The following is a 20952-nucleotide window of genomic DNA, read 5'->3' on the forward strand; positions in this document are numbered from 1 at the left end:
GCCAGCAGCGCCTCCGGCCGGTATCAGTTGCAGCCGTCGCCGCTTACAGTTGGCACCGTCGCAGCGTTGTAATTGCCGACGACCATGCCGACGCTGGCTGTCGCACCGGGCGCGATGACGGTGTTCCAGCTTTCCGAGGACGCGGCCGTGAAGCTCGGCGAGGTGCCCGAGACGGCGCCGTTCCACCATGAATCCACCGTCGAGTTCTCGCTGTAGGTCCAGTTGACCGACCAGCCGTTGACGGACACGGAGCGGTTGTTGGTAATGCGCACATCGGCGATATGACCGCCCTGCCAGGATGCGGTGATCACGTACTCGCATTTGTTGGGCGGCTGCTGCGGCCCGCTGTTCGGGTCGGTCGGCGTGACCACGACGTCGCCGTCCGCCGCCACCACGCCATAGGCCACGCCGCGCCCCATCGCGTTCATGTACACGGCGCCGTAATTGTTCATATCGCCGGCAATCACCGGGGCCGCGCCGATTCCGCCAAACTGGTGCGCGTCGTCGTTCACGCGCACCCAGGTCGCGCCCCGGTCTGTGGAACGCAGCATGCCGCGCGTGCCGCCCACGGTACCCCACACGTAGAGCGCGGGATAGCCGGCGCCCGGCGCAGCCTTGCCCACGCCGGCCGTGGCGCAGTTGCTGACGGCGGCGATCTTGCTGAAGGTTGCGCCGCCGTCGGTGGTGTGCGCCAGCCCGCCGGGCAGGCATACCCACAGGTCGCCCTCGATCCCCGGCGTGGCCGTGATGAACTTCGAACCACCCAGCCCCGGACTGCCCTGCGGCGCAAAGGAAGCGCCGCCGTCGGTGCTCGCCAGCATGCGCCCGGTGCCGCTGTCATAGGCGTAGAACCTGAGCGGGTTGACCGTGTCCGCGACGGGGCGCGCGCCGGCCAGGTTCAGGCCGGCCACCGTAGTCCAGCTGGCGCCATAGTTGGCGGAGCGGTAGGTGGTGGATGAACCGTCGGGATTGTGCAGCACCACCTGGCCGTCGGCAGACAGCGCAAGCTGGCCGGCGCTGCCATTGCTGGCGGACGCCTTGGTCCAGCTGGCGCCGGTATCGGTGGAGTAGTAGAGCTGGTTGCCGGTCCGCGCCAGCACGCGGCCGTCGGCGCTGGCGGCCAGGCTGGTGGTGGTGCCCATCGCCGGGTTGTGGCGCGCGCCGTATTGCGACGGGTCGCTATGGATAAAGCCGTCGTAGTCGCCGATTGCGGTCGCCAGTTGCCCGTTCGGCAGGCTGATCACCGAGAACGCGCCGCTCTCCTCCACGCCTGCCACGGCGAAATGCCAGGTGGTGGCCGGCGCGTCGATATCGGTGGTGCGGAACACGCCGTTGCCGGAGACGACCCAGGCTGTCCTGGTGTCGAAGGGATCGAACACCACGTCGGAAGCCCAGTGGATGGAGCTGCCCGTAATCCAGGCAGCGCCTTTCGGGTCGATGGTAAACGGGCGCGCCATTACATTGGACCAGGTACGCCCCGCATCGCGGGAGGTGTAAATCTGGTCGCCATAGCCGCTGCCTTGCGGATACCAGACGTTGGTGGTGGACACCACCAGGTGCAGCGGGTCGGCCGGATCCATGCTGATGCCGCCGAATGGGCCAGTCATGCCGGCCGGCGTGATGTTGCTCCAGTTGCCGCCTGCCGCGTCGTATTCCCACACCTGGCCCTGGTTCATGGCCTCCAGCGCGGTGGGATGGGGGCCGGCGCCGTTCGCGTAAGTGATATACAGCTTGCCTTCGGGTGAGATGACGGCACGCTGCGGCATCAAGCCAGCGGGACCGCCTTCCACCGGCTCGAAGCTTGCGCCGCCGTCATAGCTGAAATACAGGTTGGGCCGGTTCGGCTCCAGGCGAGACACGCCGATGAAGATGCGCTGCGCAGGACCGCCGTCGGCGCTGGCCGGATCCAGCAGCACGAAGCCGATGCCGTTGTCGTTCGGCGTGGAGGTGACCGGCAACGACGCCACACGGTTCCAGGTCGTGCCCGCGTCGCTACTCCTGAACAGGCCGTTGCGGCGGGTGCCCGCATACAGCACGTTGCTGTCGCCCGGGTCGACTTGCAGCCGCTCGCCGTTGCCCCGTCCCATGCCGTTGCCATGCACCTTGAACTGCGGCGTGGTGTCGAGCACCTCGAAGTTGCGGCCATAGTCGCGCGAACGCAGGATGGCGCTCTTGCCGCCGTTGAGGTAATCCGTGCCGGCCATCAGGTAGACATTGGCGGCATTCCTGGGATCGACCGCCACCGATTCCACGCCCATCAAGCCGGAGCGTTCCTCGCCTATCCAGTCCTGCAGCGCGGTCCAGCGCTCGCGCTGCGGATCCCAGCGGTAGGCGCCGCCCACGTCGGTGCGCATATAGACAACGCCGCGCTCGGATTTACTCGGAATCACGCCGGTGACATAGCCGGCCCCGCCCATGGCGACGGCGTCCCATTTATACGTTTCCGCCCGGGCGGACAGCGACATCAGCAGTGCTGCCGACAGCAGCGCACCGATCGGTTTCAAAAGCATGCTCCCTCTCCTTTTTTTATACTGCCGAACGGCAGGCCGCTTCGCTGGCGCGCCGCCTTCCGGGCGCAGGCCGGCGGGAACGCCGCTGTAACGAATCGTATGCTTGGGTCACCGGCGGGATTCGCTAAAGTGGACTCTCCCGATTGTGCGGGGGGCGCACAGGCAGCGCAATTACGAAAACGGCCAATCGCCGGAACGAAATTTCCGTTGGCCGATCCCGGAATACCCGCTGCTTCAGTCCATGTGGAACACGGGACGCATCATGGCCCAGTGTTCGCCTTCGGCGCGGCTGGCCAGCGGCGCCTGGCACGGTGCGCAGAAGGTCCACCAGCGCCGGGTGTCGGGGTCGGCCGCCACGCTGCGCATGTCGGCGTCGAAATCGCTGCCGTGGTACTCCCAGTAGCCGAACAGCAAATTCTCCGGCTCGCGCAGGAAGATCGTGTAGTTGCGCACGTTCGCCGCCGCCAGCGTGGCCAGTACCTGTGGCCACACTGCGGCATGCAAGGCCCGGTATTCATCGATTCTGGCGGGATCTATTCCGATCACCATGCCCATGCGTTCCATGATCCATCCTCGTTCCAAGTGATAAAAAAGATGCCGCCGCATGATCGGCCAGGTCGTCCGGGGTGGCCACTCCCCGGCGGCCCGGATCCGCCGGCGCCGCTGCCGGCCGGTACTTGAACCATTACCGGGCGAACGGAGAAAAAGTTTGAGTGCACTTAATATATACAATACAATCACGCTTAGTCAAGCAAGCTGCCAACCGCACGGCGGCGCTTTTCCGCCCACACTTAGGACGAAACAATGAGTTGGAATTCACCGCCGCGATTTGGCGCTGCCCACCCCCGCCCCTTCCGCCACAGCCGGCTGATGCCACCGCAGGCCTGGCCGGCACGCAGTAGCAGTCCACGGCGGAGCCACTGACATGTACAGGACTGTTGCGATGATCTCCATACGCACCGCGTTGGCGCTGGCCGCCATCCTGGCCGCCAGCGCCAGCGCCAACTCCCTATCCACCGCCCCGGACGCGCTGACCCTGCACTACGACAAACCGGCGGCCGTATGGACCGACGCCCTCCCCGTCGGCAACGGCAGGCTGGGCGCCATGGTGTTCGGCCGCCCCGAGCAGGAGCTGCTGCAGCTGAACGAAGCGACGCTGTGGAGCGGCGGGCCGGTGGGCAGCAACGTCAATCCGGGGGCGTTCGAAGCGCTGGGCCAGGTGCGCCAGGCGCTGGCCGGCGGCGACTACGCCGCCGCCTATGCGCTGACGCACAAGATACAGGGCCGCTACACGGAAAGCTATATGCCGCTGGGCGACCTGCTGATCCAGCAAGACCTGAAGGGCGCCACCGCCGCCGGCTACAGGCGTGACCTGAACATCCGCGACGGCATCGCCACCACCAGCTTCACCGCCAACGGCGTTCGCTATCGGCGCGAAGTGTTCGCCTCCGCCCCGGACCAGGTGATCGTGGTGCGCATCTCGGCCGACCGGCCGCGCGCGCTCAACCTCGCATTGGAAACCCGCAGCCAGCTGCGCGCCGAGGCCACTGCTGCGGACAATATGCTGACGCTGCGCGGCAAGGCGCCAGCCCGCGTCGACCCCAGCTACATCAATTACAACGCGGAACCCGTGGCGCAGGACGATCCGTCCGGCTGCAAGGGCATGCGCTATGAACTGATGGTCAAGCCGGTCGCCACCGACGGCACACTGGCCACGCAAGGCAAGCGCCTGCAGGTGGGCGACGCGTCGGAAGTGGTGCTGCTGCTGTCGGCCGCGACCAGCTTCGCCGGCTTCGACCGGTGTCCGGACAGCGCCGGCAAGGACCAGCACGCGCTGGCCGCCGGCCACCTGGAGCGCGCCGCGCAGCGCGGCTACGCGGCCTTGCGCGCAGCGCACATCGCCGACTTCCACAGTTACTTCGACCGCGTGTCGCTGACGCTGGGCCAGTACCGGGGCAAGGACCAGGGCAAGGGCCAAGCCGCAGCCGACCGCAGCGCCATCCCCACCGACCGCCGCCTGGCCGAGCACACTGCCGGACAGTCCGATCCCGCCCTGGAGGCGCTGTACGTGCAATTCGGCCGCTACCTGCTGATCTCCTCCTCCCGCACCAAGGACGCCCCCGCCAACCTGCAGGGCATCTGGAACCAGCACGTGCGTCCGCCATGGAGCAGCAACTACACCACCAACATCAACGTGCAGATGAACTACTGGCCTGTGGAAAGCGCCAACCTGAGCGAACTGTTCTCGCCCATGAATGACCTGATCCGCAACCTGTCCGTCACCGGCAGCGAAACGGCGGCGTCGTTCTACCACGCCCCGGGCTGGGTGGTGCACCACAATTCGGACATCTGGGCCGCCAGCAACCCGGTTGGCGATTTCGGCAAAGGCGATCCCAAATGGGCAAACTGGTCGATGGGCAGCGCGTGGCTGACGCGCCATCTGTGGGAACACTACCAGTTCACCGGCGACCGCGAGTTCCTGAAGCAATCCTATCCGGTGATGAAGGACGCGGCCCGCTTCCTGCTGGCCTGGCTGCAGCCCGATGCGCAAGGCCGCCTGGTGACGGCGCCATCGACCTCCCCGGAAAACGCGTTCCGCTACGGCGACGGGAAAACCGGCATCGTCAGCGTGGCCTCCACCATGGACATGTCGATCGCCCGCGACCTGTTTGCCAACCTGGATGCGGCCGGGAAGGTGCTGAACACCGACCACGCGTTCCGCAAGGAAGTGAAGACGGCCGGGCAAAAGCTGTTCCCGTTCCAGATAGGCGCGAAGGGCCAGCTGCTCGAGTGGTACCAGGACTTCGACGAGGTGGAGCCGCATCACCGCCATGTGTCGCACCTGTACGCGCTGCACCCGGCGCGCATCATTTCGCCGCTGGCCACGCCGGAGCTGGCCAAGGCCGCGCGCCGCGCGCTGGAACTGCGCGGCGATGAAGGCACCGGCTGGAGCCTGGCGTGGAAGGTCAACTTCTGGGCCCGCCTGCTGGACGGCGACCGCTCCTACAAGCTGTTCCGCGACCTGCTGCGGCTGACCAGGGAGGGCGATTCGCATGGCGGCGCCTACGCCAACATGTTCGACGCCCATCCTCCGTTCCAGATCGACGGCAACTTCGCCGGCACGGCCGGGGCCATCGAGATGCTGCTGCAAAGCCAGAACGACGAACTGCACCTGCTGCCCGCGCTGCCGGCGGCCTGGCGGGACGGCGAAGTCAAAGGGCTGGTCGGGCGCGGCAACTTCGTGGTGGACCTGGGCTGGAAAGACGGCAGCCTGCAGGAGGCCCGCATCGAGGCCCGCCGGGGCGGCCGCTGCGTGATCCGCACGGCGGCGCCGGTGACCGTGGATGGCGTCAAGGCGCGCAGCCGGCGCAGCGCAATCGGCTACACGCTGGCGTTCGACGCGGCCAAGGGAAAATCCTACCGCGTGCGCCCTGCTCAGAAAGTGAAGACGGTGTAGCCGTCCGCCGCGATCTGCGCGATGCTGGGCAGGCCGGACGTGCCGGGCACGCTGTTGTCGGTGATCAGGTCGAAGCCCGCCTTCTCCACTTCCTCGCGGGCGCCGAACACGTCGGCGCAGCCGCAGGAAATGCCGACCACCTTGTCTTCCACTGCCTTGTAGAGCGCGTGGATCGGGTGGCTTTCCGCCGCCAGCACGCCAGGCCAGCGGGTGCCGGTGCCCTGGAAGTAGATGCCGACGTCACTGCCCTTGTGCTTGAAATCGTAGGCGGCGGCCAGGCCGTTGAACATGCGTCCCAGAGCCTCTTCGCCGGCTTTGGGATCGGACAGGATGATGATGGCTGCTTTCATGGTGGTTCCCCTCGTTGGTTGGTCAGACTGGCCCGCCGCACAGTGCAGCGGATGAGGCCATTCTAGGCACTTGGAACAGCGAGAGAAACAGCGCCGGAGTCAATTGATTATTTCGCCAGAGGGAACAGTAGCTGGCGTGTTCAAATGCGGATGCGCCCGCAAGTGGGCCGCCAGCAGGTCGATGAAGTTGCGCACTTTCGACGAGCCGAACTTGCTTTCCCGGTGCAGCACGTGCACCGGCCACGGCGCCTCTTCATACTCGGCCAGGATGATTTTCAGGCGCCCGTCCTGCAGCTCGCCGGCGATCTGGTAGGACAGCAGGCGGCAGATGCCCAGCCCACCCACGGCGGCGTCGATGGCTGAATCGTTGCTTGTCACCATCAGGCGCGGCTTCATGCGCACCATGGTGGGATCGTCCACCGCGCCGAATTTCCACTCCACCCGCGGCGAAATGCCGCTGGCGGCAATAATGGTATGGCGCAGCAGGTCGGCCGGATGCTGGGGCACGCCGTTTTTGGCCAGGTATTCGGGCGCCGCGCACAGCACGCGCCGCACCTGCCCTACCCGCAGCGCCTTCAGGCTCGAATCCGGCAGGTGGCCGATGCGCACCGCGACATCGATGCCCTCGTCAACCAGATTGACCACCCGGTCCAGGAAATAAGCCGACACCTCCACCTCCGGGTAGCGTTCCAGGAAATGGACGATGCAGGGCATGATGAAAGACTTGCCGAACAGCACCGACGCCGTCACCGACAGATTGCCCTTGGGCGCCGAATTGACGCCGGCGGCGGCCTCGTTGGCCTCGGCGATGCTGGCCAGGATGTTGCGGCTGTCGTCCATATAGCGCCGCCCCGCTTCCGTCATCCTGACGTTGCGCGTGGTGCGCAGCAGCAGCTTGACGCCCAGTTGCTCCTCCAGGGCCGACACGGCGCGGGTAATCGCCGCCGGCGACAGGTCCAGGCGCCGCGCGGCGGCCGCGAAGCTCTCCTCCTCCCCCACGGCGACAAACACATTCATCAAGTGGACTTGATCCATTCATTACTCCAGGCGAAATGGTGATTTGCGTACGGCGCCCATTCTTGTTTGCCGAATTATTTCGCACAATAGCATCAACAGCAATCATACCGATGGGAGAGCGTCATGAACGAGCACAATTTCTTTCACGCCGGCGAACGCGCGGTGCAGCAAAGCGCAGGCGAGACCGCCATCGCCGACCGCAATATCGCGGTGCTGACGGACACCGTCATCGGCGGCGCCCGTCCCTTCATCGCCAAGCAGTTCATGGCGGTGCTGGCCAGCGTCGGCGCGGACGGCAAGGTATGGTCCTCGCTGGTGTTCGGCAAGCCGGGCTTCCTGCACACCGACAGCGGCCGCGCCATCGTGATCGACGTGGCGGAGAAGGAGCGCGACCAGGCCGACCCGCTGTGGGCCAACCTGGCAACCGGTTCCGACCTCGGCATGCTGTTCATCGAACTCGGTTCGCGGCGCCGCTACCGCGTCAACGGCACGGTGCAGCACCTCGATGCGCACGGCGCCGAAGTGGCGATCCGCGAGGCCTATCCGAACTGTCCCAAGTACATCCAGCGCCGCCACCTGCGCCAGGCCGGCGAGCCGGCGCTGCCGGTACAGGCGGCGCATGGCACGGTGCTGCGCGGCACGGTGGCGGACATCGTCCAGCAGGCCGACACCGTCTTCGTGGCCAGCCATAACACGGCCAGCGGGGCCGACGCCTCGCACCGCGGCGGCACGCCCGGCTTCGTGAAGGTGGTGGACGACACCACGCTGCGCATCCCGGACTACCACGGCAACAGCCTGTTCAACACGCTGGGCAACATCACTGCCGATCCGCGCGCCGGCCTGTGCATCCCGGACTTCGTGCACGGCCAGCTGCTGCAGCTGACCGGCACGGCCACGGTGCAATGGGACCAGGACGATCCGCACAACGAAACCGGCGGCACCCGCCGCTACTGGGAATTCAAAGTGGGGCAATGGATACTGCGCGACACGCCACAGCCGCTGGAATGGGAGTATCTGGACGCCTCCCCGTTCAACCCGCCGGCGCATGCCTGAGGCCTGGGTCATGAGCCATGTCATCGCCAGCGTGGCCGCCCTCGGCGCGGCCGTCAAGGAGTTCCATATCCGGCGCCAGGACGGCGCGCCGCTGCCGGACTGGCAGCCCGGCGCGCACATCGTGCTGCGCTTCGCCGCTGCCGACGGCACCGTTTTCGAGAACCACTATTCGCTGGTCGGCGTAGCGGGACCGGCCGATACTTACCGCATCGCCGTGCAGCGCGAAGCGCACGGCAAGGGCGGTTCGCGCTGCCTGCACGACGAATTCGGCGCCGGCAGCACGCTCGAAGTGAGCGGCCCGTTCAACAGTTTTCCACTGAGCGCTGCGCAGGAGAGTGCGCGCGTGGTGCTGATCGCCGGCGGCATCGGCATCACGCCCCTGGTATCGATGGCGCATGCGCTGGGCATGCCGTTCGAACTGCACTATCTGGCGCGCAGCGCGGACCGGCTGGTCCTGATGGAGGAGCTGCGCGCCATCCCGCACGCCGCCATCGTTCCGCACCTGTCGCAGGAAGACGGCCGCGCCGACCTTGCAGCCCTGCTCGGCCCCTACCGCGCGGGCGGCACATTCTACGCCTGCGGCCCGGTGGCGCTGCTGCAAAGCCTTGCCGAAACGGGCTCGCAGCTCGGATGGCCGGCCGGCGCGATGCGCTTCGAGAGCTTCGGCCCCCGTGCGCAGACGGAGGACGCCCCGCTCACGGTGGAACTGGCGCTGTCGCAGATGACGGTGGAAGTGCAGCCAGGCACGTCAATATTGGACGCGCTGATTGCGGCGGATGTATTCGTTTCCTACGAATGCAAGCGCGGCGAGTGCGGCAGCTGCTACGCCCCTGTCCTGCAGGGCCGGCCGCAGCACCGCGACGTGTGCCTGACACCGGCCATGCGAAGCGCAGGCATGTGCACCTGCGTCTCATGGGCCGGCCAGCCCGGCCAATCCAGCAGGCTGGTGCTGGAACTGTGACCGGCCGCTACGGACTGCGGCCGCCCGCCCTACTGACGCGCCCCCTGGTACATCAAGCCGCTGTCATTGAGGCCGAACTTGAACTTCTTGTTCATCTCGATGATCTCGGCGCCGGCCAGCAGTGCCGGGCCGTAGCCGTGCGCCGCCTTCACGCTGGTGGGCCGGTAAGCGTAGAACGCCGGGTCGAACGCCATGCCGGTGCCGACGCAGATGCCTTCGATCTGGCCGTTGGCGGTGACCTTGCTGGCCACCGCGTTCCAGGCCAGGTTGGCCATCGGGCCATACATTTGCGCATCCACATAGCCGCGGTTCACGGCGCGCGCAATGGCATAAGTGTAGATGGCGGTGGCAGAGGTTTCCTGGTAGGTGTCCGGGCGGTCGATCAGCTGGTGCCAGAACCCGTCCCGGGTCTGGTACGACGCCAGGCCCTTGATGTGGGCGCGCAGCTGCTCGAGCACCGCCTTGTAGTGCTTGTGGTTCTTCGGCAGCACTTCCAGGATCTCCACCATGGACATTACCGCCCAGCCGTTGGCGCGCGCCCAGTGCATCTCTGGATGGTCGCGCAGGCCTTCCACATAGCCGTGCATATAGATGCCCAGCTGCGGATTGAACATGCGCTTGGAGAACTGCAGCACCTGCTTGCCGGCGTCGTCGAAGTGCTTGCGGTCGCCGGAGACGGCACCCAGGTAGGCCATGGTCGGCACGCCCATGAACATGTCGTCCAGCCACAGCGTGTCCGGCAGCGGGCGCATTTTCACGCCGCCCTTGCCGTCCGGGCCGCCGCGCGCCAGGGTGCCGTCCTTCAGGCGGTATTCCTGCTTGGTGACGAAGTCGCCGCAGATGCCTATCATCTGGCCGTAATCGACCGGCGAGCCGCCCAGCTTGGCCTTCATGAAGCTGTGGCACAGCGCGCCCGCGTCGTCCAGCGCGTGCGGATTGAGGAAGCTCTTGATCGGCGCGTGCGCGTTCTTCGGGTCGGCTTTCACCGCCGGGTAGTAGGCCTTGGTCAGCTGCGACAGCAGCTGGTGGCGCTTGACGGTGTAGTCGGTGTAGCGCTGGTCGCCGGTGGCTGCGCCGGCGGCCAGCATGCCCAGGTAGGTCACGCCCCACTCGTAGCTGGTCAGGCGGAAGTCGCCCGGCTTGAGCACCGTATCAGGGTCGGCGCGCGACAGGTCGGTGACCGCCGCGCCGCTGCTCTTGCTGATCAGTTCAGCGGGCGTCGTGCTGTCCAGGTAGGCGAACACGCGGTCCAGCACCGCCTTCACTTCGGCGGTTTCCATGGCGCGGTAAGGAGTCGGGTAGGTCACCGCCAGCGCATGCAGCATGGCGTCGGCCGGGGCCGGACCTTTTTCCTGGGCCACGGGCGCTTCCTGGGCCGATACGTTGAGCGCCACCGGGAACAGGCCGGCGGCCAGCGCACCGGTCACACAGCGGCGCAGCGTCGAAGCATTCATCTGATACGTCTCCTTGTCGAATAATAAGTGCCTTGCATGGGCACTAGGATATTCGACAAAGAATGATCGCAGCGATCAATATCGTGACTAAAAGGCCGGCCGACCGCTCAGGCGCCTGCAGCGGCTCGGCTAGGCCGCGGGCGTGGCGAGGGAGCGGAAGGCTTTCGGCGTGCAGCCGTATTCTTCCTTGAACAGCTTGTTGAAATAGGACACGTTGGCGTAGCCGACCGAATAGGCGATCTCCGCCACCGCCGCGCCGTTCTTCTCGGCCAGCAGCCGCGCCGCTTCCGTCAACCGCAGCTTGTTCAGGTAGCTCGTAAATGTCATGCCGAGTTCCGCTTTCAGCACTTCATTGACCTTGTTGCGGTTGGCGCCGGTTTCATTTGCCACGCGCTCGAGATCCAGTGCGGTATCGGTATAGTTGGTGGCAATGAAGCGCAATACGGACGCCTTCTCCTTGTCCCTGTAAGGTTCCAGCGTCAACTGGCGGTATGCCACCAGCGGCAGGTCCTTTTTCATCTTGTGATCCAGGCTGGCGACCAGCGCGCGCGCATGCCCCCGGACAAACCACAGGCCGAATCCCAGCCAGCTTGCAAGGATGATGGCGGCCAGCGCCGCCAGATAGCGGTAATCGCGGCCGCGCAAGGTCAGGCCGCTGATTTCAAGATAGGAATCGACGTTGCGCGCGCTGTGGGCGCTGGTGCCGAAAACGATTTTCGCCACCTTGTCCAGCGTGTAACCCTGGTGCGACAGGTCGAGCTTCATCTGCTCGAACCACCAGTCCGGCAGCGTCAGCCGCGCCAGGTCCAGCGACACCGGCACGCCCCGCTCGTTGCAGGGGAAATAGGTGCCCGGCGAGCGGTAGGTCTCGAACTTGCCGGGCCGCGAGATTGCCTCGTCAAAGGTGGAAATAACCAGCGTCATCGAGCCGGCCGGCGCGCACTTGGCCAGGAAGGTGATGGTGCTGTATGCCGACCAGTCCGCGTGGGCCTGCCGGCCCTGCCTGTCGTCCAGCACAAGCTCGGTTGAAACGTAGGGATAGGGAGCGGCGTCGGTCAGCCGGAAGTTAAAGCGCAGGCGCTCGCGCGTCGAACTGTGGAGCCGCACGCTCGATGTGCCATGCGTGGACACGTCGGAATAGGTCCGGTAATGCCAGCTGGGGCCGCTCCCCTGCGCCGGCAGCAGGGAATACGAGGGGTAGCTCCGGTACACGAACAGGCACGCCAGCAGCATATCCGCCACCACCAGCAGAAGGAGCGCCAGCAACGCCTTCTTGTAGAAATCTTGCATTTCAACACTAAAAAGTTACATTCTCCCTTGCATCATAACAGCCGGCAGCAGCCGCTTGGGGCGAATCCGGCCGCGCGCAGGCTCAACGCGCCGGACGGAAAATCAGCCGGGCAAAGTGATGCAGGTTTTCGGCCCAGCTGTCCCGGTCATGTCCAAAACCGTCCACATTCCAGACATGCGGCACGCCGTGCTCGCGCAGGTAGCGGCGGACTTGCTGCGACACGCCGATCAACCCGTCCTGGCTGCCGCACGACAGATACAGCAGTTGCAGCTGGCGGCGCGCAGCGGCCGGGTCGGGCAGCAAGACCGCTGCGGGGCGCGTGTTGGGCGCGGAGGAAAAGCCGCCCACCCAGGCAAACGTGTCCAGATGGCCGAGGCCGAAGTTCAGCGCCTGGCCGCCGCCCATCGACAGCCCGGCGATGGCGCGCTGGCCGCGCCCGGCCAGGGTCGGGTAGGCCTTGTCGATGGCCGGTATCAGCGATTCCAGCAAGTCGCGCTCGAATGCCGCAAACGCCGCCACGTGTCCGGGCGAGAAGGTGCGTTCGGCCGGCGGCGGCCGGTCGTCGGCCAGCGCCCGGCCGTTGGGCATGACGACGATCATCGGCACGGCCTCGCCGCCGGCGATCAGCCGGTCGAGCACCGCGTTGGCGCGCACGTAGCCGCGCCATTCATCCTGGCTGCCGCCTATGCCGTGCAACAGGTACAGCACCGGGTAGCGGCGCTGGGCCGAGTAACCGGCTGGCAGGTAGACGCTGGCCTTGCGCTGCGTACCCGTCACCACCGACTGGTAGGCAAATTCCTGCAACGTTCCTTGCGCGGCGCCGGGCTGCGGATCGGCGAAGCCGGGCGGCGGCGGCGGCAAGGCCCGCACGTCGTCCGGCGCGGACAAGGCGGCGCCTGCGGCCGGCTCAGCCTTCAACAAGCGCTCGATATCGGGCCGGATCGCGCTGGCAAAGACCTGGTAACCCTGTTCCGACATGTGCAGGAAATCCGGCTGGAGCTGCGCCGACAGCTTGCCGTCTGCGCCGAAGAAGCGCGCGCCGTAGTCGTGGAAGAATACGTTCTTGCCGTCGTCCAGTGTCTTGACCATCTGGTTGAGCGCCGCCACGTGGCGGCGTTCGGGCGCGTCCGGCAGTGCGCCTTCCGGCAGCACTGCATTGAGCAGGATGCGCGCGCCCGGATACTGCTGGCGCAGCCGCGCCACCACGGCCTGGATGCCGGTGAACACCTGCTCCGGCCGTTCGCCGCACAGATTGATGTTGTTCACGCCTATCATCAACACCACCAGCCGGGGCGTGAGCGCGGCAATGGCCGGGTTCCGCAGGCGCCACAGGAGGTTGCCCGTGTGGTCGCCGCCGATGCCGAAGTTGGCGGCCTTGAGGCGTCCGAAGTTCGCGTCCCACTGCGCTTTTGGCCACATCTCGGTAAGCGAGTCGCCGACGAACATCACCTCGATATCGCCCTGCGCGGCGCGCGCGGCCTGTTCCTCGTGCATCCGGCGCCAGCGTGCCATCGACATCCATGGATAGTCGACGGTGCGCGGCGCGGCATTGGTGGCGCATGCGACAGCCTCCCTGGCCGCTTCGGGTGCGTCCGCCAGCAGTTTTTCCAGGTGCGGACCCAGCTCCCTTGCCCAGATTTCGTAGCCCTTCTCGCCGGGATGCAGCATGTCGGGCATCAGCTCGCGCGGCAGCGAGCCGTCCGGGTTCAGCATCGCGGCGTTGAGGTTGGCAAAGAAAACCTGCCGTCCGTCGGCATAGCCGGCAATGAGTTTGTTCACCCGCTCGTTGAGGCGGCGCAGCGATCCCGATGGCTGCTCGTCGCGCGGGAAAATGGCCAGCAGCAGCACCTTGGTGTCCGGCAGGCGGCGGCGCAGCTCGTCAACGATGGCCTTGATGCCGGCGGCGGTGGCCTCGGGTTCGTCCTGCCGGTCGCCCGCGTTGTTGGTGCCGATCATGAGCACCGCAACCTTGGGCGCTATGCCGTCGATTTCGCCGTGCCGCAGGCGCCACAGCACGTTTTCCGTGTGGTCGCCGCCGAAGCCCAGCGCCAGCGCGTTGTATTGCTCATAGTAGCGCTTCCACACCGGCAGCCCGGCCTTTTCCCAGCCCTCGGTGATGGAGTCGCCAATGAAGACGATGCCGGGATTCTTGCCTGCTTCCTTGAGCTTGCGCAGCTCGGCCAGTTTCTGCTCATGGCGCGCCTCCCATTTGCCCAGCGCCCAGGCGTGGGTCAGCGGCGCGGGCGTGACGGCGACGGTGCGGTAGTCCGGGCATTCGGCATTGGGCTTGCCCTTCCGAACCAGCTTGACATTGGCCACGGCCACTTCGCCGGCGCCGTTGCCTTCCAGCGCGAACGGCATCGGCACCTGGCTGAAGTCGTCCTTTTCGCGGGCAAAGCAGGACAGCGAGAACGACAGGCGCTGCCAGCCCTTGCCCTGCAGCGCGCGGCCCGGCAGGACGTAGGGCACCTTGCGGTTGCATTCCGGGCCGCAGCGCATGGCGACGTACATGCCGCCATTGGACAGCTCGCGCACATTGATATCGAATTCCAGCGTGCCGGCGGCCAGGTAGGGGCGCAGGTCGAGCGGCGCGCCGCCATCCAGGCGCAGGCTGGCAAACCAGGCGTCCTTCCAGCGCAAGGTCAGTGCGCCTCGCTTCCCTGCGGCTGGCCCGGCGCTGGCGCCCACCATGCCGTTGGGGGCGTAGGAGTCTGCGGGCTTGGCCAGGGTCAGCGAGCCGCCCCGCAGTACCTGCTCGGGGCTTTCGAAGCCGGCCACGGTTACCTGCCACGACGGCACAGGCTTGCCCGCGTAAAGGGAAATGGCCGGTGCGCCGGCGGCCTGCGAGCAAAGTGCCCACGCCGCCAGCAAGACGGCCGGGATGAATTGTGCGCCTGGGTTCATCAACGCCATTCGTGAGAAAAAGTGAACCCGATTGTGCCGGCGGCCAGCTTGCGGCGCAATTACAAAATCGCCCAAGCGGAGGAATAAAATTCCACACCACGGTTTCGTTCCCGCCTTTGAGCAATTTCACCATGGCAGCCGGTAAACCGCCGATCTGGGCGCGTGTCGAATTAAAGCTGCTTAGCCGAAGGTGAAGGCGTAAGCTTCGGCGCCCTTGTCGAGGAAGCGGATCTCGAAGCGGCGCTGGCGCACCTTGCCGGACTGGCGCACCAGCTGGTACAGGCGGGTGGCATTGATCACGCCGTTGCCTTCCGCGTCGATATCGGCGCCGTGGTCCGCACCCGGCGGCTGGCCGTCCAGCGTCACCTTGATGCGCACGCTGCCGCCGGCCTTGCCTGGCCCGAGCACCAGGTGCAGGTCGCGCGCGCTGAAGCGGTGCGCCACGCCCGCATCCGGCTGGCCGGCCATCGCGCTCTCGGCGCCCACCGTCCACTGCCCGGACAAGCCCCATTCATTCAGGCGCAGCGCGCCCACGGTGTACTGCTGCGGACGGTCCTCCCGCAGGCGTTCGGGCGAACTGAAATTGGCCGCCTGACGGTAGCCGATATAGGCTTCGCCGGAACGGATGTTGCCGAGATCGGGCGCCGCCTGCTCGGCAGTGGCGGGGGGATTCACCAGGCCCATATCGACCGCGCTGCCGCGTGCTTCGGCCAGCAGCGACTGGATGGCGCGTTCCATTTTGTCGAAATCGCCTTCGCCGAACTGCTTGTAGCGGATCTTGCCGCTGGCGTCGACCAGGTAATAGGCCGGCCAGTAGCGATTGCCCCATGCCTGCCAGATGGCCTGGTTGCTGTCCACGGCGATCGGGAAATCGATCTGGAAGCGGCCCACGGCGGCGTTCACATTGGTCAGGTCCTGCTCGAACTTGAATTCCGGCGTGTGCACGCCCACCACCGCCAGCCCGTGCTCGCGGTATTTGCTGGCCCAGGCGCGCACGTAGGGCACGGTACGGATGCAGTTAATGCAGGAGTAGGTCCAGAAATCGACCAGCACCACTTTGCCGCGCAGCTGCCTGGAAGTAAGCGGAGCCGAATTGAGCCAGGTGACCGCGCCGTCGAAGCCGGGCGCCGTGCCTTCCACCGGCAGGTTGCTGCGGAATGGAGCGGAAGCTGCGGCCGGTGCGGCCGAGGCGCCGCCCACCGCTGCTGCCATCACGATGCCGGCCAAGCTGCCGGCCAGCGCCAAAGAAATGCGTTTCATCTGTCTGCCTCGTCTGAAGTGATTGTCGATGCAGACATTACACCTTGCAGCTGTATCGTGCAGATGTCCAGCGCATGTCAAAACGCGCTCCCAGCGTATCCAGGCGCGGGCCGGATACACTGGGATACAAAGCGCTCTACTGCCGGCGGGAGCGGCGGCGCGCCAGCACCAGCCCCATCGCGGCCGCGCCGAACAGCGCCAGCGACGGCGGCTCGGGCACGGCCATGTCGTCCATGGCCCACTGGGTGCCGCTGCTGTTGTAGATGACCAGCGTATCGATCCCGCCCCAGTTCAGCTGCACCCACAAGGGCGTGACAGTGTCGATGACGAAGGACGTTGCCGTCGCGTGCAGCAGCTGGCCATTCAGGTAGCCCTCGAATGCGAGTTCCTGCTCGAACCAGGCGGACGTGAAGAAGGCGCCGGCGAAGTCGAACGTGCCCGCCCCCGCCTTCGAAATCGCCACCGTGCCGCCATCGCGGTTGTAGGCCGCGTTGGCCTGCGAAACCGTACCCGCTTCGTAGCCGCTGCCGGGAAACGCATCCGAACGGATCGCGCCCATGTTCTCCCAGACCAGGCCCTGGTAGCCGGCTGCAATCGCTTCCGTGAAGTCGCCGGACAGATCGTCGAAGCTGATTACGCCGGCGGAAGCCGTGGCACACGTTGTTCCGAACAGCAAGGACAGCAGCATCTTTTTCAGCATGTCAGTCATGTTGTTTCTCCCTGGTTCAGCGCGCGAGGCTGGAAATTTCGGCGTCGGTCAATGCCGAGCCGTAGATGCGCAGATCGTCCATCGCGCCTTTGTACGGCACGTCCCACCAGTTCACGCCCAGCGCGAATACGCCGCTGGTGGTGGTGAACACGTTCGGGAAATTCACGCCGCCGAAACGCTTGGCGCCATTGACGTACACGCTGACGGCGCCGTTGTTGACGGTGAGCGCCACATGCGACCACTGCCCCGTTGGGATAGTCATGCCCAGGCCGGCGTCGTACCACGCCGTGCCGGACCACAGCATGGTCGCGCCGCCGACACCGTCATGCCCCCTAGGCAAGAGGCTGATCCACGAATCGCCGTTGCGGGCGCCGAAGAAGGTGGTGGTGAAGGCGGTCAACTGCGCCGGCTTGAGCCACATGGCCACCGTGTAGCTGTTGGTCGAGATCAGGCCATTGGGCAGGCGCACGCCGCTGGCGCCGTTGAAGACGGCCGCGCTGCCCTTCATGCCGGCCTCGTAAGCCATGCTGCCGCCTGCGGCGTCGATCTTGCTGCCGATGACACTGCCGGCGCCGAACGTGCCGGTCGAATCGGCAAGGCTGCCGTCGAAAGCATAGTGGGCCAGCATGCCGCCGATCTTGCGGACCGTGACAGTGAAGGTCTTGACGACAGTCGAGGTGCCCTTGGTGATGGTGGCCGTCAGCGTGAGTGTGACGTCGCTGGCCGGGCTGGTGACCACGCCCGTATTGCTCAATACGGCCGGATTCGACGATGTCCAGCGGATAACCGCGTCGCGCGCGGCAAGCGTCGGCAGGGTCAGGTTGCCGGTTACCGCGCTGGTGTTGCCGAGACTAAGTTCGTTGTAGACGGCCGCGGTCACCTGCGCATCGGTGCGGGGAATCAGGCGGCTGCCCATGATGGAAACGCCTTCGCGCGAGGTGGCGGAGAACGTCATCACATAGCTCTTCGAGGTTTCGTCCCACTGGCTGAGGAACACGCCTTTGAACGGCGACGAGCCCGGCAGGTTGATCTCGATGCGGTTGGTGCCCGTCAGGGTCCAGGTGCCGGAAGCGGCGCCGCTGACGGTGCCGTTCGTATTCAGGGTGATCAGCCGCGACTTCTTGATGGTGGCGGAAATGTCCTTGGCGTGATTGACGAACATATAGTCGCCAAGCACGAATTCGCGGCGCACCGCCGTGAGGGTTTCGTTGGTGTTGCGGTACGGCGCCACCACCGGCCAGCCATCGGCGTTCATGAACATCTGGTGCACGCGGATCTCGTGCTGTTCGCCGCGTTCGGGGAAGCGGCTGTGGAAGATCAGGAAATGCTTGCCGGTGGCCGCGTCGTAATAAGCCGAATTGTGGCCGGCCGAGACATAGCCGGTGCCGATGCCTGTGCCGGCGTCGCCTATCCTGCGCTCGAACAGGAAGTTGCCCATGATTTTCACGCCGTAGGGAGCAATCGAGGCGTCGTCGAACAACGGCCTGGCGGGATCGGACTTGACGCTGGCCATGCTGACGCCCTGGGCGTCGACGTACGGGCCGTCCGGCGAGGCGGAGCGCGCCACGCGCATATTGTAGCCGCCGCCGGCATCCAGTCCGCCGAATGAAGTGAACAGGTAGTAGTACTGCGTGGCGGGGCTGTACATCACGTACGCGCCTTCGATGCGGGCGTGGTTGCCGCCTATCAGGCGCTTGCCGTAGCCCTGGTTCGGCAGCGGCATGCCGTTGGCTGGATTCATCTGCATGATGAAGATGCCGCCGGAGTAGGAACCATAGGTCATCCAGAGCCGGCCGCCGTTATCGAAGAACACGTTCGGATCGACCGTGTTGGGGTGCTTCAGCGCGTCGTAAATGGTGCCGTCATGGCTGGCCTGGCCCCACATGCCGGACTTCAGGATCACGCCCTTGTTCACGTACGGACCTTCGATATTGTCCGCGACGGCAATGCCCAGGGCCGAGCGCGGGGAATCGCCTTTGCAGGCGTTGTAGTACATGTAGTACTTGCCGTCGGCCAGGCGGATAACGTCCGGCGCCCACAGCGTGCTGGTCTGCGCCCAGCTGAATGTCTCGGCCAGTTCGGTGTACACGTTGCTGGCGCCGTTCAGGAACAGCTTGTTGGTGGCGCTGACGGAATCGGTGATCTGCTGCCAGCGCATCAGATCGGTGGATTTGGCCGACGCCAGGTGGGAGCCGAACACATAGTAGGTGCCGCCGGACTTGATCACCGAAGGATCATGGACGGCGGCGTTCTGGAACGTGACGGGCGGGGGCGCTGCCTGCGCGGCGGCGTTGGTCGCGTGGGTGGACAGCAAGGAAGTGGCCATCAGGGCGCACGCGCCCCATAGCGATAAGGTCTTGGTCAATTTTTGTCTCCGATATTTTTATCGTTTTTTTAAGCCGTGTTCGGCCGATTGCACGATATCGCAGACAAAAATTCGCGTCCAATGACGTTTTCAGCCGCCTTGATATCCAAACGGATATCAAGGCCGCCTGTTGGCCCGCCCTTCAGCCGCGCGCACGCGCCAGCAGGAATGCCACCAGCAACGGCACCGGGCGGCCGCTGGCGCCTTTGGTCCCGCTCCCGCCCCAGGCGCTTCCGGCGATATCGAGATGCGCCCAGCTATAGGCGCGCGTGAAATTCTCCAGGAAGCAGGCCGCCGTGATGCTGCCCGCGCCGGGGCTGCCGAGGTTGGCCAGGTCGGCGTACTCGGACTTGATCTGCTCCTGGTAGGCCTCGCCCAGCGGCATGCGCCAGGCCAGGTCGCCGCTGGCGCGCCCGGCCGACAGCAGCTCGCCGGCCAGCGCGTCGTGCGCCGCGTCGTGCCGGGTGAACAGGCCGGAATGGTGGTGGCCCAGCGCCGACACGCAAGCGCCCGTCAGCGTGGCGATATCGACCACGGCGGCAGGCTTGAAGCGCTCCGCGTAGGCAAGCGCGTCGCACAGCACCATGCGCCCTTCCGCGTCGGTGTTCTGCACTTCCACGGTCAGGCCGCTCATCGAGGCGACGATGTCGCCGGGTTTGACGGCACGCCCGGAAGGCATGTTCTCGCACGCCGCCACCAGGCCGATCACGTTCAAGGGCAGGCCCATTTCTGCGATGGCGCGAAAGGCGCCCAGCACTGCGGCGCCGCCGCACATGTCGTACTTCATCTCCTCCATGCCGGCGCCGGGCTTGATCGAAATGCCGCCCGAGTCGAAGGTGATGCCCTTGCCCACCAGGACCACCGGCGCCTGCCGGGGCTTGCCGCCCATGTGCTTCAGGATAATGAAGCGCGGCGGCACGTCGCTGCCGTCGGCCACCGCCAGCAGGCAGCGCATGTCCAGCTGTTCGATCTGCTTGCGGTCGAGCACCTGCACGCCGGTGCCCCACTCGCGGCCCAGCTTGCGGGCTGCTTCGGCCAGGTAGGCTGGCGTGCAGATGTTAGCTGGCAGGTTGCCCAGTTCCTTGCACAGATCGACGCCGTTGGCGGTGGCCAGCGCCTCGGCCAGCGCGGCCTTGGCCTCGCCATCCGGCCGCGCGGCCAGCACGATGCGCTTCACCCCGGCGGACGTGGCTTGCTTGCGGCTCTTTAGCCCATCGCGGCGGAACACGCTGTCGCGCGCGGCAGCCACCACGCAGCCGATGGCCCACGCCTGGCCGCGCCCCGCCACCTCATCGAGCGGCAGCGCAACCGTTGCCTGCGCCGCCCCCAGCGGCGCGAACGCCGCCAGCATGGCCCGCACCGCCGCGCCGAAAGCGCCTTCCGTTAACGCGCCCTGCGCGCCCAATCCGACCAGCAGCACGCGCGCCACGCCGCCCACGCCACGCAGCAGCAGCGTGGAACCGGGCTTGCCGCTGATGTCGCCCGAGCGCATCGCTTGCGTGATAGCGCCCTCGCCGTCCAGCTGCTTCGCTTGCGCCGACAGGCGGCCCTGCTCGAAGACGCCCACCGCGATGCAGCCGCTGCGCGTGTCCTGCTCCTTGATTCTGAATTCCATGCCTTC

14 protein-coding genes are annotated in these 20952 nt (G+C 66.2%); 3 read left to right on the forward strand and 11 right to left on the reverse strand.

Annotated features, from left to right (window positions below):
• Window positions 1-23 precede the first annotated feature (23 nt).
• Both AC6H42_RS30785 and AC6H42_RS30790 read right to left on the reverse strand, forming a co-directional pair.
• Window positions 24-2510 (reverse strand): cellulose binding domain-containing protein, encoded by a 2487-nt coding sequence (locus AC6H42_RS30785; RefSeq protein ID WP_497549712.1) that lies wholly within the window; start codon window positions 2508-2510, stop codon window positions 24-26.
• 234 nt (window positions 2511-2744) lie between these two features.
• Window positions 2745-3074 carry an L-rhamnose mutarotase gene (locus AC6H42_RS30790; RefSeq protein WP_497549713.1) on the reverse strand — a complete coding sequence of 110 codons (330 nt, stop codon included), beginning with the start codon at window positions 3072-3074 and terminating at the stop codon, window positions 2745-2747.
• 379 nt (window positions 3075-3453) lie between these two features.
• On the opposite strand from AC6H42_RS30790, the gene AC6H42_RS30795 reads away from it, so the two are divergent.
• Window positions 3454-5967 (forward strand): glycoside hydrolase family 95 protein, encoded by a 2514-nt coding sequence (locus tag AC6H42_RS30795; RefSeq protein WP_497549714.1) that lies wholly within the window; start codon window positions 3454-3456, stop codon window positions 5965-5967.
• On the opposite strand, the gene AC6H42_RS30800 is transcribed toward AC6H42_RS30795, so the two are convergent.
• Together AC6H42_RS30800 and AC6H42_RS30805 are read right to left on the reverse strand one after the other, a co-directional pair.
• A complete protein-coding gene (locus tag AC6H42_RS30800) occupies window positions 5946-6317 on the reverse strand; it encodes a DsrE family protein (RefSeq protein ID WP_057153782.1) in 372 nt (123 codons plus the stop codon). The genes AC6H42_RS30795 and AC6H42_RS30800 overlap by 22 nt on opposite strands.
• 99 nt (window positions 6318-6416) lie before the next feature.
• On the reverse strand, window positions 6417-7352 hold the full coding sequence (locus AC6H42_RS30805) for a LysR family transcriptional regulator (protein ID WP_057153781.1): 936 nt from the start codon (window positions 7350-7352) through the stop codon (window positions 6417-6419).
• A gap of 105 nt (window positions 7353-7457) precedes the next feature.
• On the opposite strand from AC6H42_RS30805, the gene AC6H42_RS30810 reads away from it, so the two are divergent.
• Entirely contained in the window at window positions 7458-8387 is a 930-nt protein-coding gene (locus tag AC6H42_RS30810; RefSeq protein ID WP_057153780.1) for a pyridoxamine 5'-phosphate oxidase family protein, read from the forward strand.
• Window positions 8388-8397: 10 nt separating this feature from the next.
• Window positions 8398-9348: a PDR/VanB family oxidoreductase gene (locus tag AC6H42_RS30815; RefSeq protein WP_497549715.1), complete on the forward strand. Its 951-nt coding sequence runs from the start codon at window positions 8398-8400 to the stop codon at window positions 9346-9348.
• A gap of 29 nt (window positions 9349-9377) precedes the next feature.
• On the opposite strand, the gene AC6H42_RS30820 is transcribed toward AC6H42_RS30815, so the two are convergent.
• The 7 genes from AC6H42_RS30820 to AC6H42_RS30850 form a co-directional block, all read right to left on the reverse strand.
• Window positions 9378-10802, reverse strand: coding sequence for a glycoside hydrolase family 88/105 protein (locus AC6H42_RS30820; RefSeq protein WP_057153778.1), 1425 nt, complete (start codon window positions 10800-10802; stop codon window positions 9378-9380).
• A 129-nt stretch (window positions 10803-10931) separates the two neighbouring features.
• Complete coding sequence (locus AC6H42_RS30825) at window positions 10932-12092, reverse strand: helix-turn-helix domain-containing protein (protein WP_497549716.1); 1161 nt, start codon at window positions 12090-12092, stop codon at window positions 10932-10934.
• An 82-nt stretch (window positions 12093-12174) separates the two neighbouring features.
• Window positions 12175-14997 (reverse strand): GDSL-type esterase/lipase family protein, encoded by a 2823-nt coding sequence (locus AC6H42_RS30830; protein ID WP_497549717.1) that lies wholly within the window; start codon window positions 14995-14997, stop codon window positions 12175-12177.
• A gap of 180 nt (window positions 14998-15177) precedes the next feature.
• The gene (locus AC6H42_RS30835; RefSeq protein WP_082551577.1) at window positions 15178-16257 is read right to left on the reverse strand and encodes a redoxin family protein; all 1080 of its coding nucleotides are present in this window, start codon (window positions 16255-16257) and stop codon (window positions 15178-15180) included.
• 136 nt (window positions 16258-16393) lie between these two features.
• Entirely contained in the window at window positions 16394-16966 is a 573-nt protein-coding gene (locus AC6H42_RS30840; RefSeq protein WP_082551576.1) for a PEP-CTERM sorting domain-containing protein, read from the reverse strand.
• A gap of 16 nt (window positions 16967-16982) precedes the next feature.
• The gene (locus tag AC6H42_RS30845; RefSeq protein WP_082551575.1) at window positions 16983-19331 is read right to left on the reverse strand and encodes a family 43 glycosylhydrolase; all 2349 of its coding nucleotides are present in this window, start codon (window positions 19329-19331) and stop codon (window positions 16983-16985) included.
• Between the two features lie 142 nt (window positions 19332-19473).
• The gene (locus AC6H42_RS30850; protein WP_497549718.1) at window positions 19474-20946 is read right to left on the reverse strand and encodes a leucyl aminopeptidase; all 1473 of its coding nucleotides are present in this window, start codon (window positions 20944-20946) and stop codon (window positions 19474-19476) included.
• Between the last annotated feature and the right edge of the window lie 6 nt (window positions 20947-20952).

This window comes from Massilia sp. NBRC 108631 (assembly GCF_059704565.1).

Bases quoted from the DNA above. Each gene is read 5' to 3' on its own strand.
- AC6H42_RS30790 (WP_497549713.1), bottom strand. From the start codon at position 3,074: ATGGAACGCATGGGCATGGTGATCGGAATAGATCCCGCCAGAATCGAT.
- AC6H42_RS30805 (WP_057153781.1), bottom strand. From the start codon at position 7,352: ATGGATCAAGTCCACTTGATGAATGTGTTTGTCGCCGTGGGGGAGGAG.
- AC6H42_RS30815 (WP_497549715.1), top strand. From the start codon at position 8,398: ATGAGCCATGTCATCGCCAGCGTGGCCGCCCTCGGCGCGGCCGTCAAG.
- AC6H42_RS30840 (WP_082551576.1), bottom strand. From the start codon at position 16,966: ATGACTGACATGCTGAAAAAGATGCTGCTGTCCTTGCTGTTCGGAACA.
- AC6H42_RS30830 (WP_497549717.1), bottom strand. From the start codon at position 14,997: ATGAACCCAGGCGCACAATTCATCCCGGCCGTCTTGCTGGCGGCGTGG.
- AC6H42_RS30850 (WP_497549718.1), bottom strand. From the start codon at position 20,946: ATGGAATTCAGAATCAAGGAGCAGGACACGCGCAGCGGCTGCATCGCG.
- AC6H42_RS30825 (WP_497549716.1), bottom strand. From the start codon at position 12,092: ATGCAAGATTTCTACAAGAAGGCGTTGCTGGCGCTCCTTCTGCTGGTG.
- AC6H42_RS30810 (WP_057153780.1), top strand. From the start codon at position 7,458: ATGAACGAGCACAATTTCTTTCACGCCGGCGAACGCGCGGTGCAGCAA.
- AC6H42_RS30820 (WP_057153778.1), bottom strand. From the start codon at position 10,802: ATGAATGCTTCGACGCTGCGCCGCTGTGTGACCGGTGCGCTGGCCGCC.
- AC6H42_RS30835 (WP_082551577.1), bottom strand. From the start codon at position 16,257: ATGAAACGCATTTCTTTGGCGCTGGCCGGCAGCTTGGCCGGCATCGTG.
- AC6H42_RS30795 (WP_497549714.1), top strand. From the start codon at position 3,454: ATGATCTCCATACGCACCGCGTTGGCGCTGGCCGCCATCCTGGCCGCC.
- AC6H42_RS30785 (WP_497549712.1), bottom strand. From the start codon at position 2,510: ATGCTTTTGAAACCGATCGGTGCGCTGCTGTCGGCAGCACTGCTGATG.
- AC6H42_RS30800 (WP_057153782.1), bottom strand. From the start codon at position 6,317: ATGAAAGCAGCCATCATCATCCTGTCCGATCCCAAAGCCGGCGAAGAG.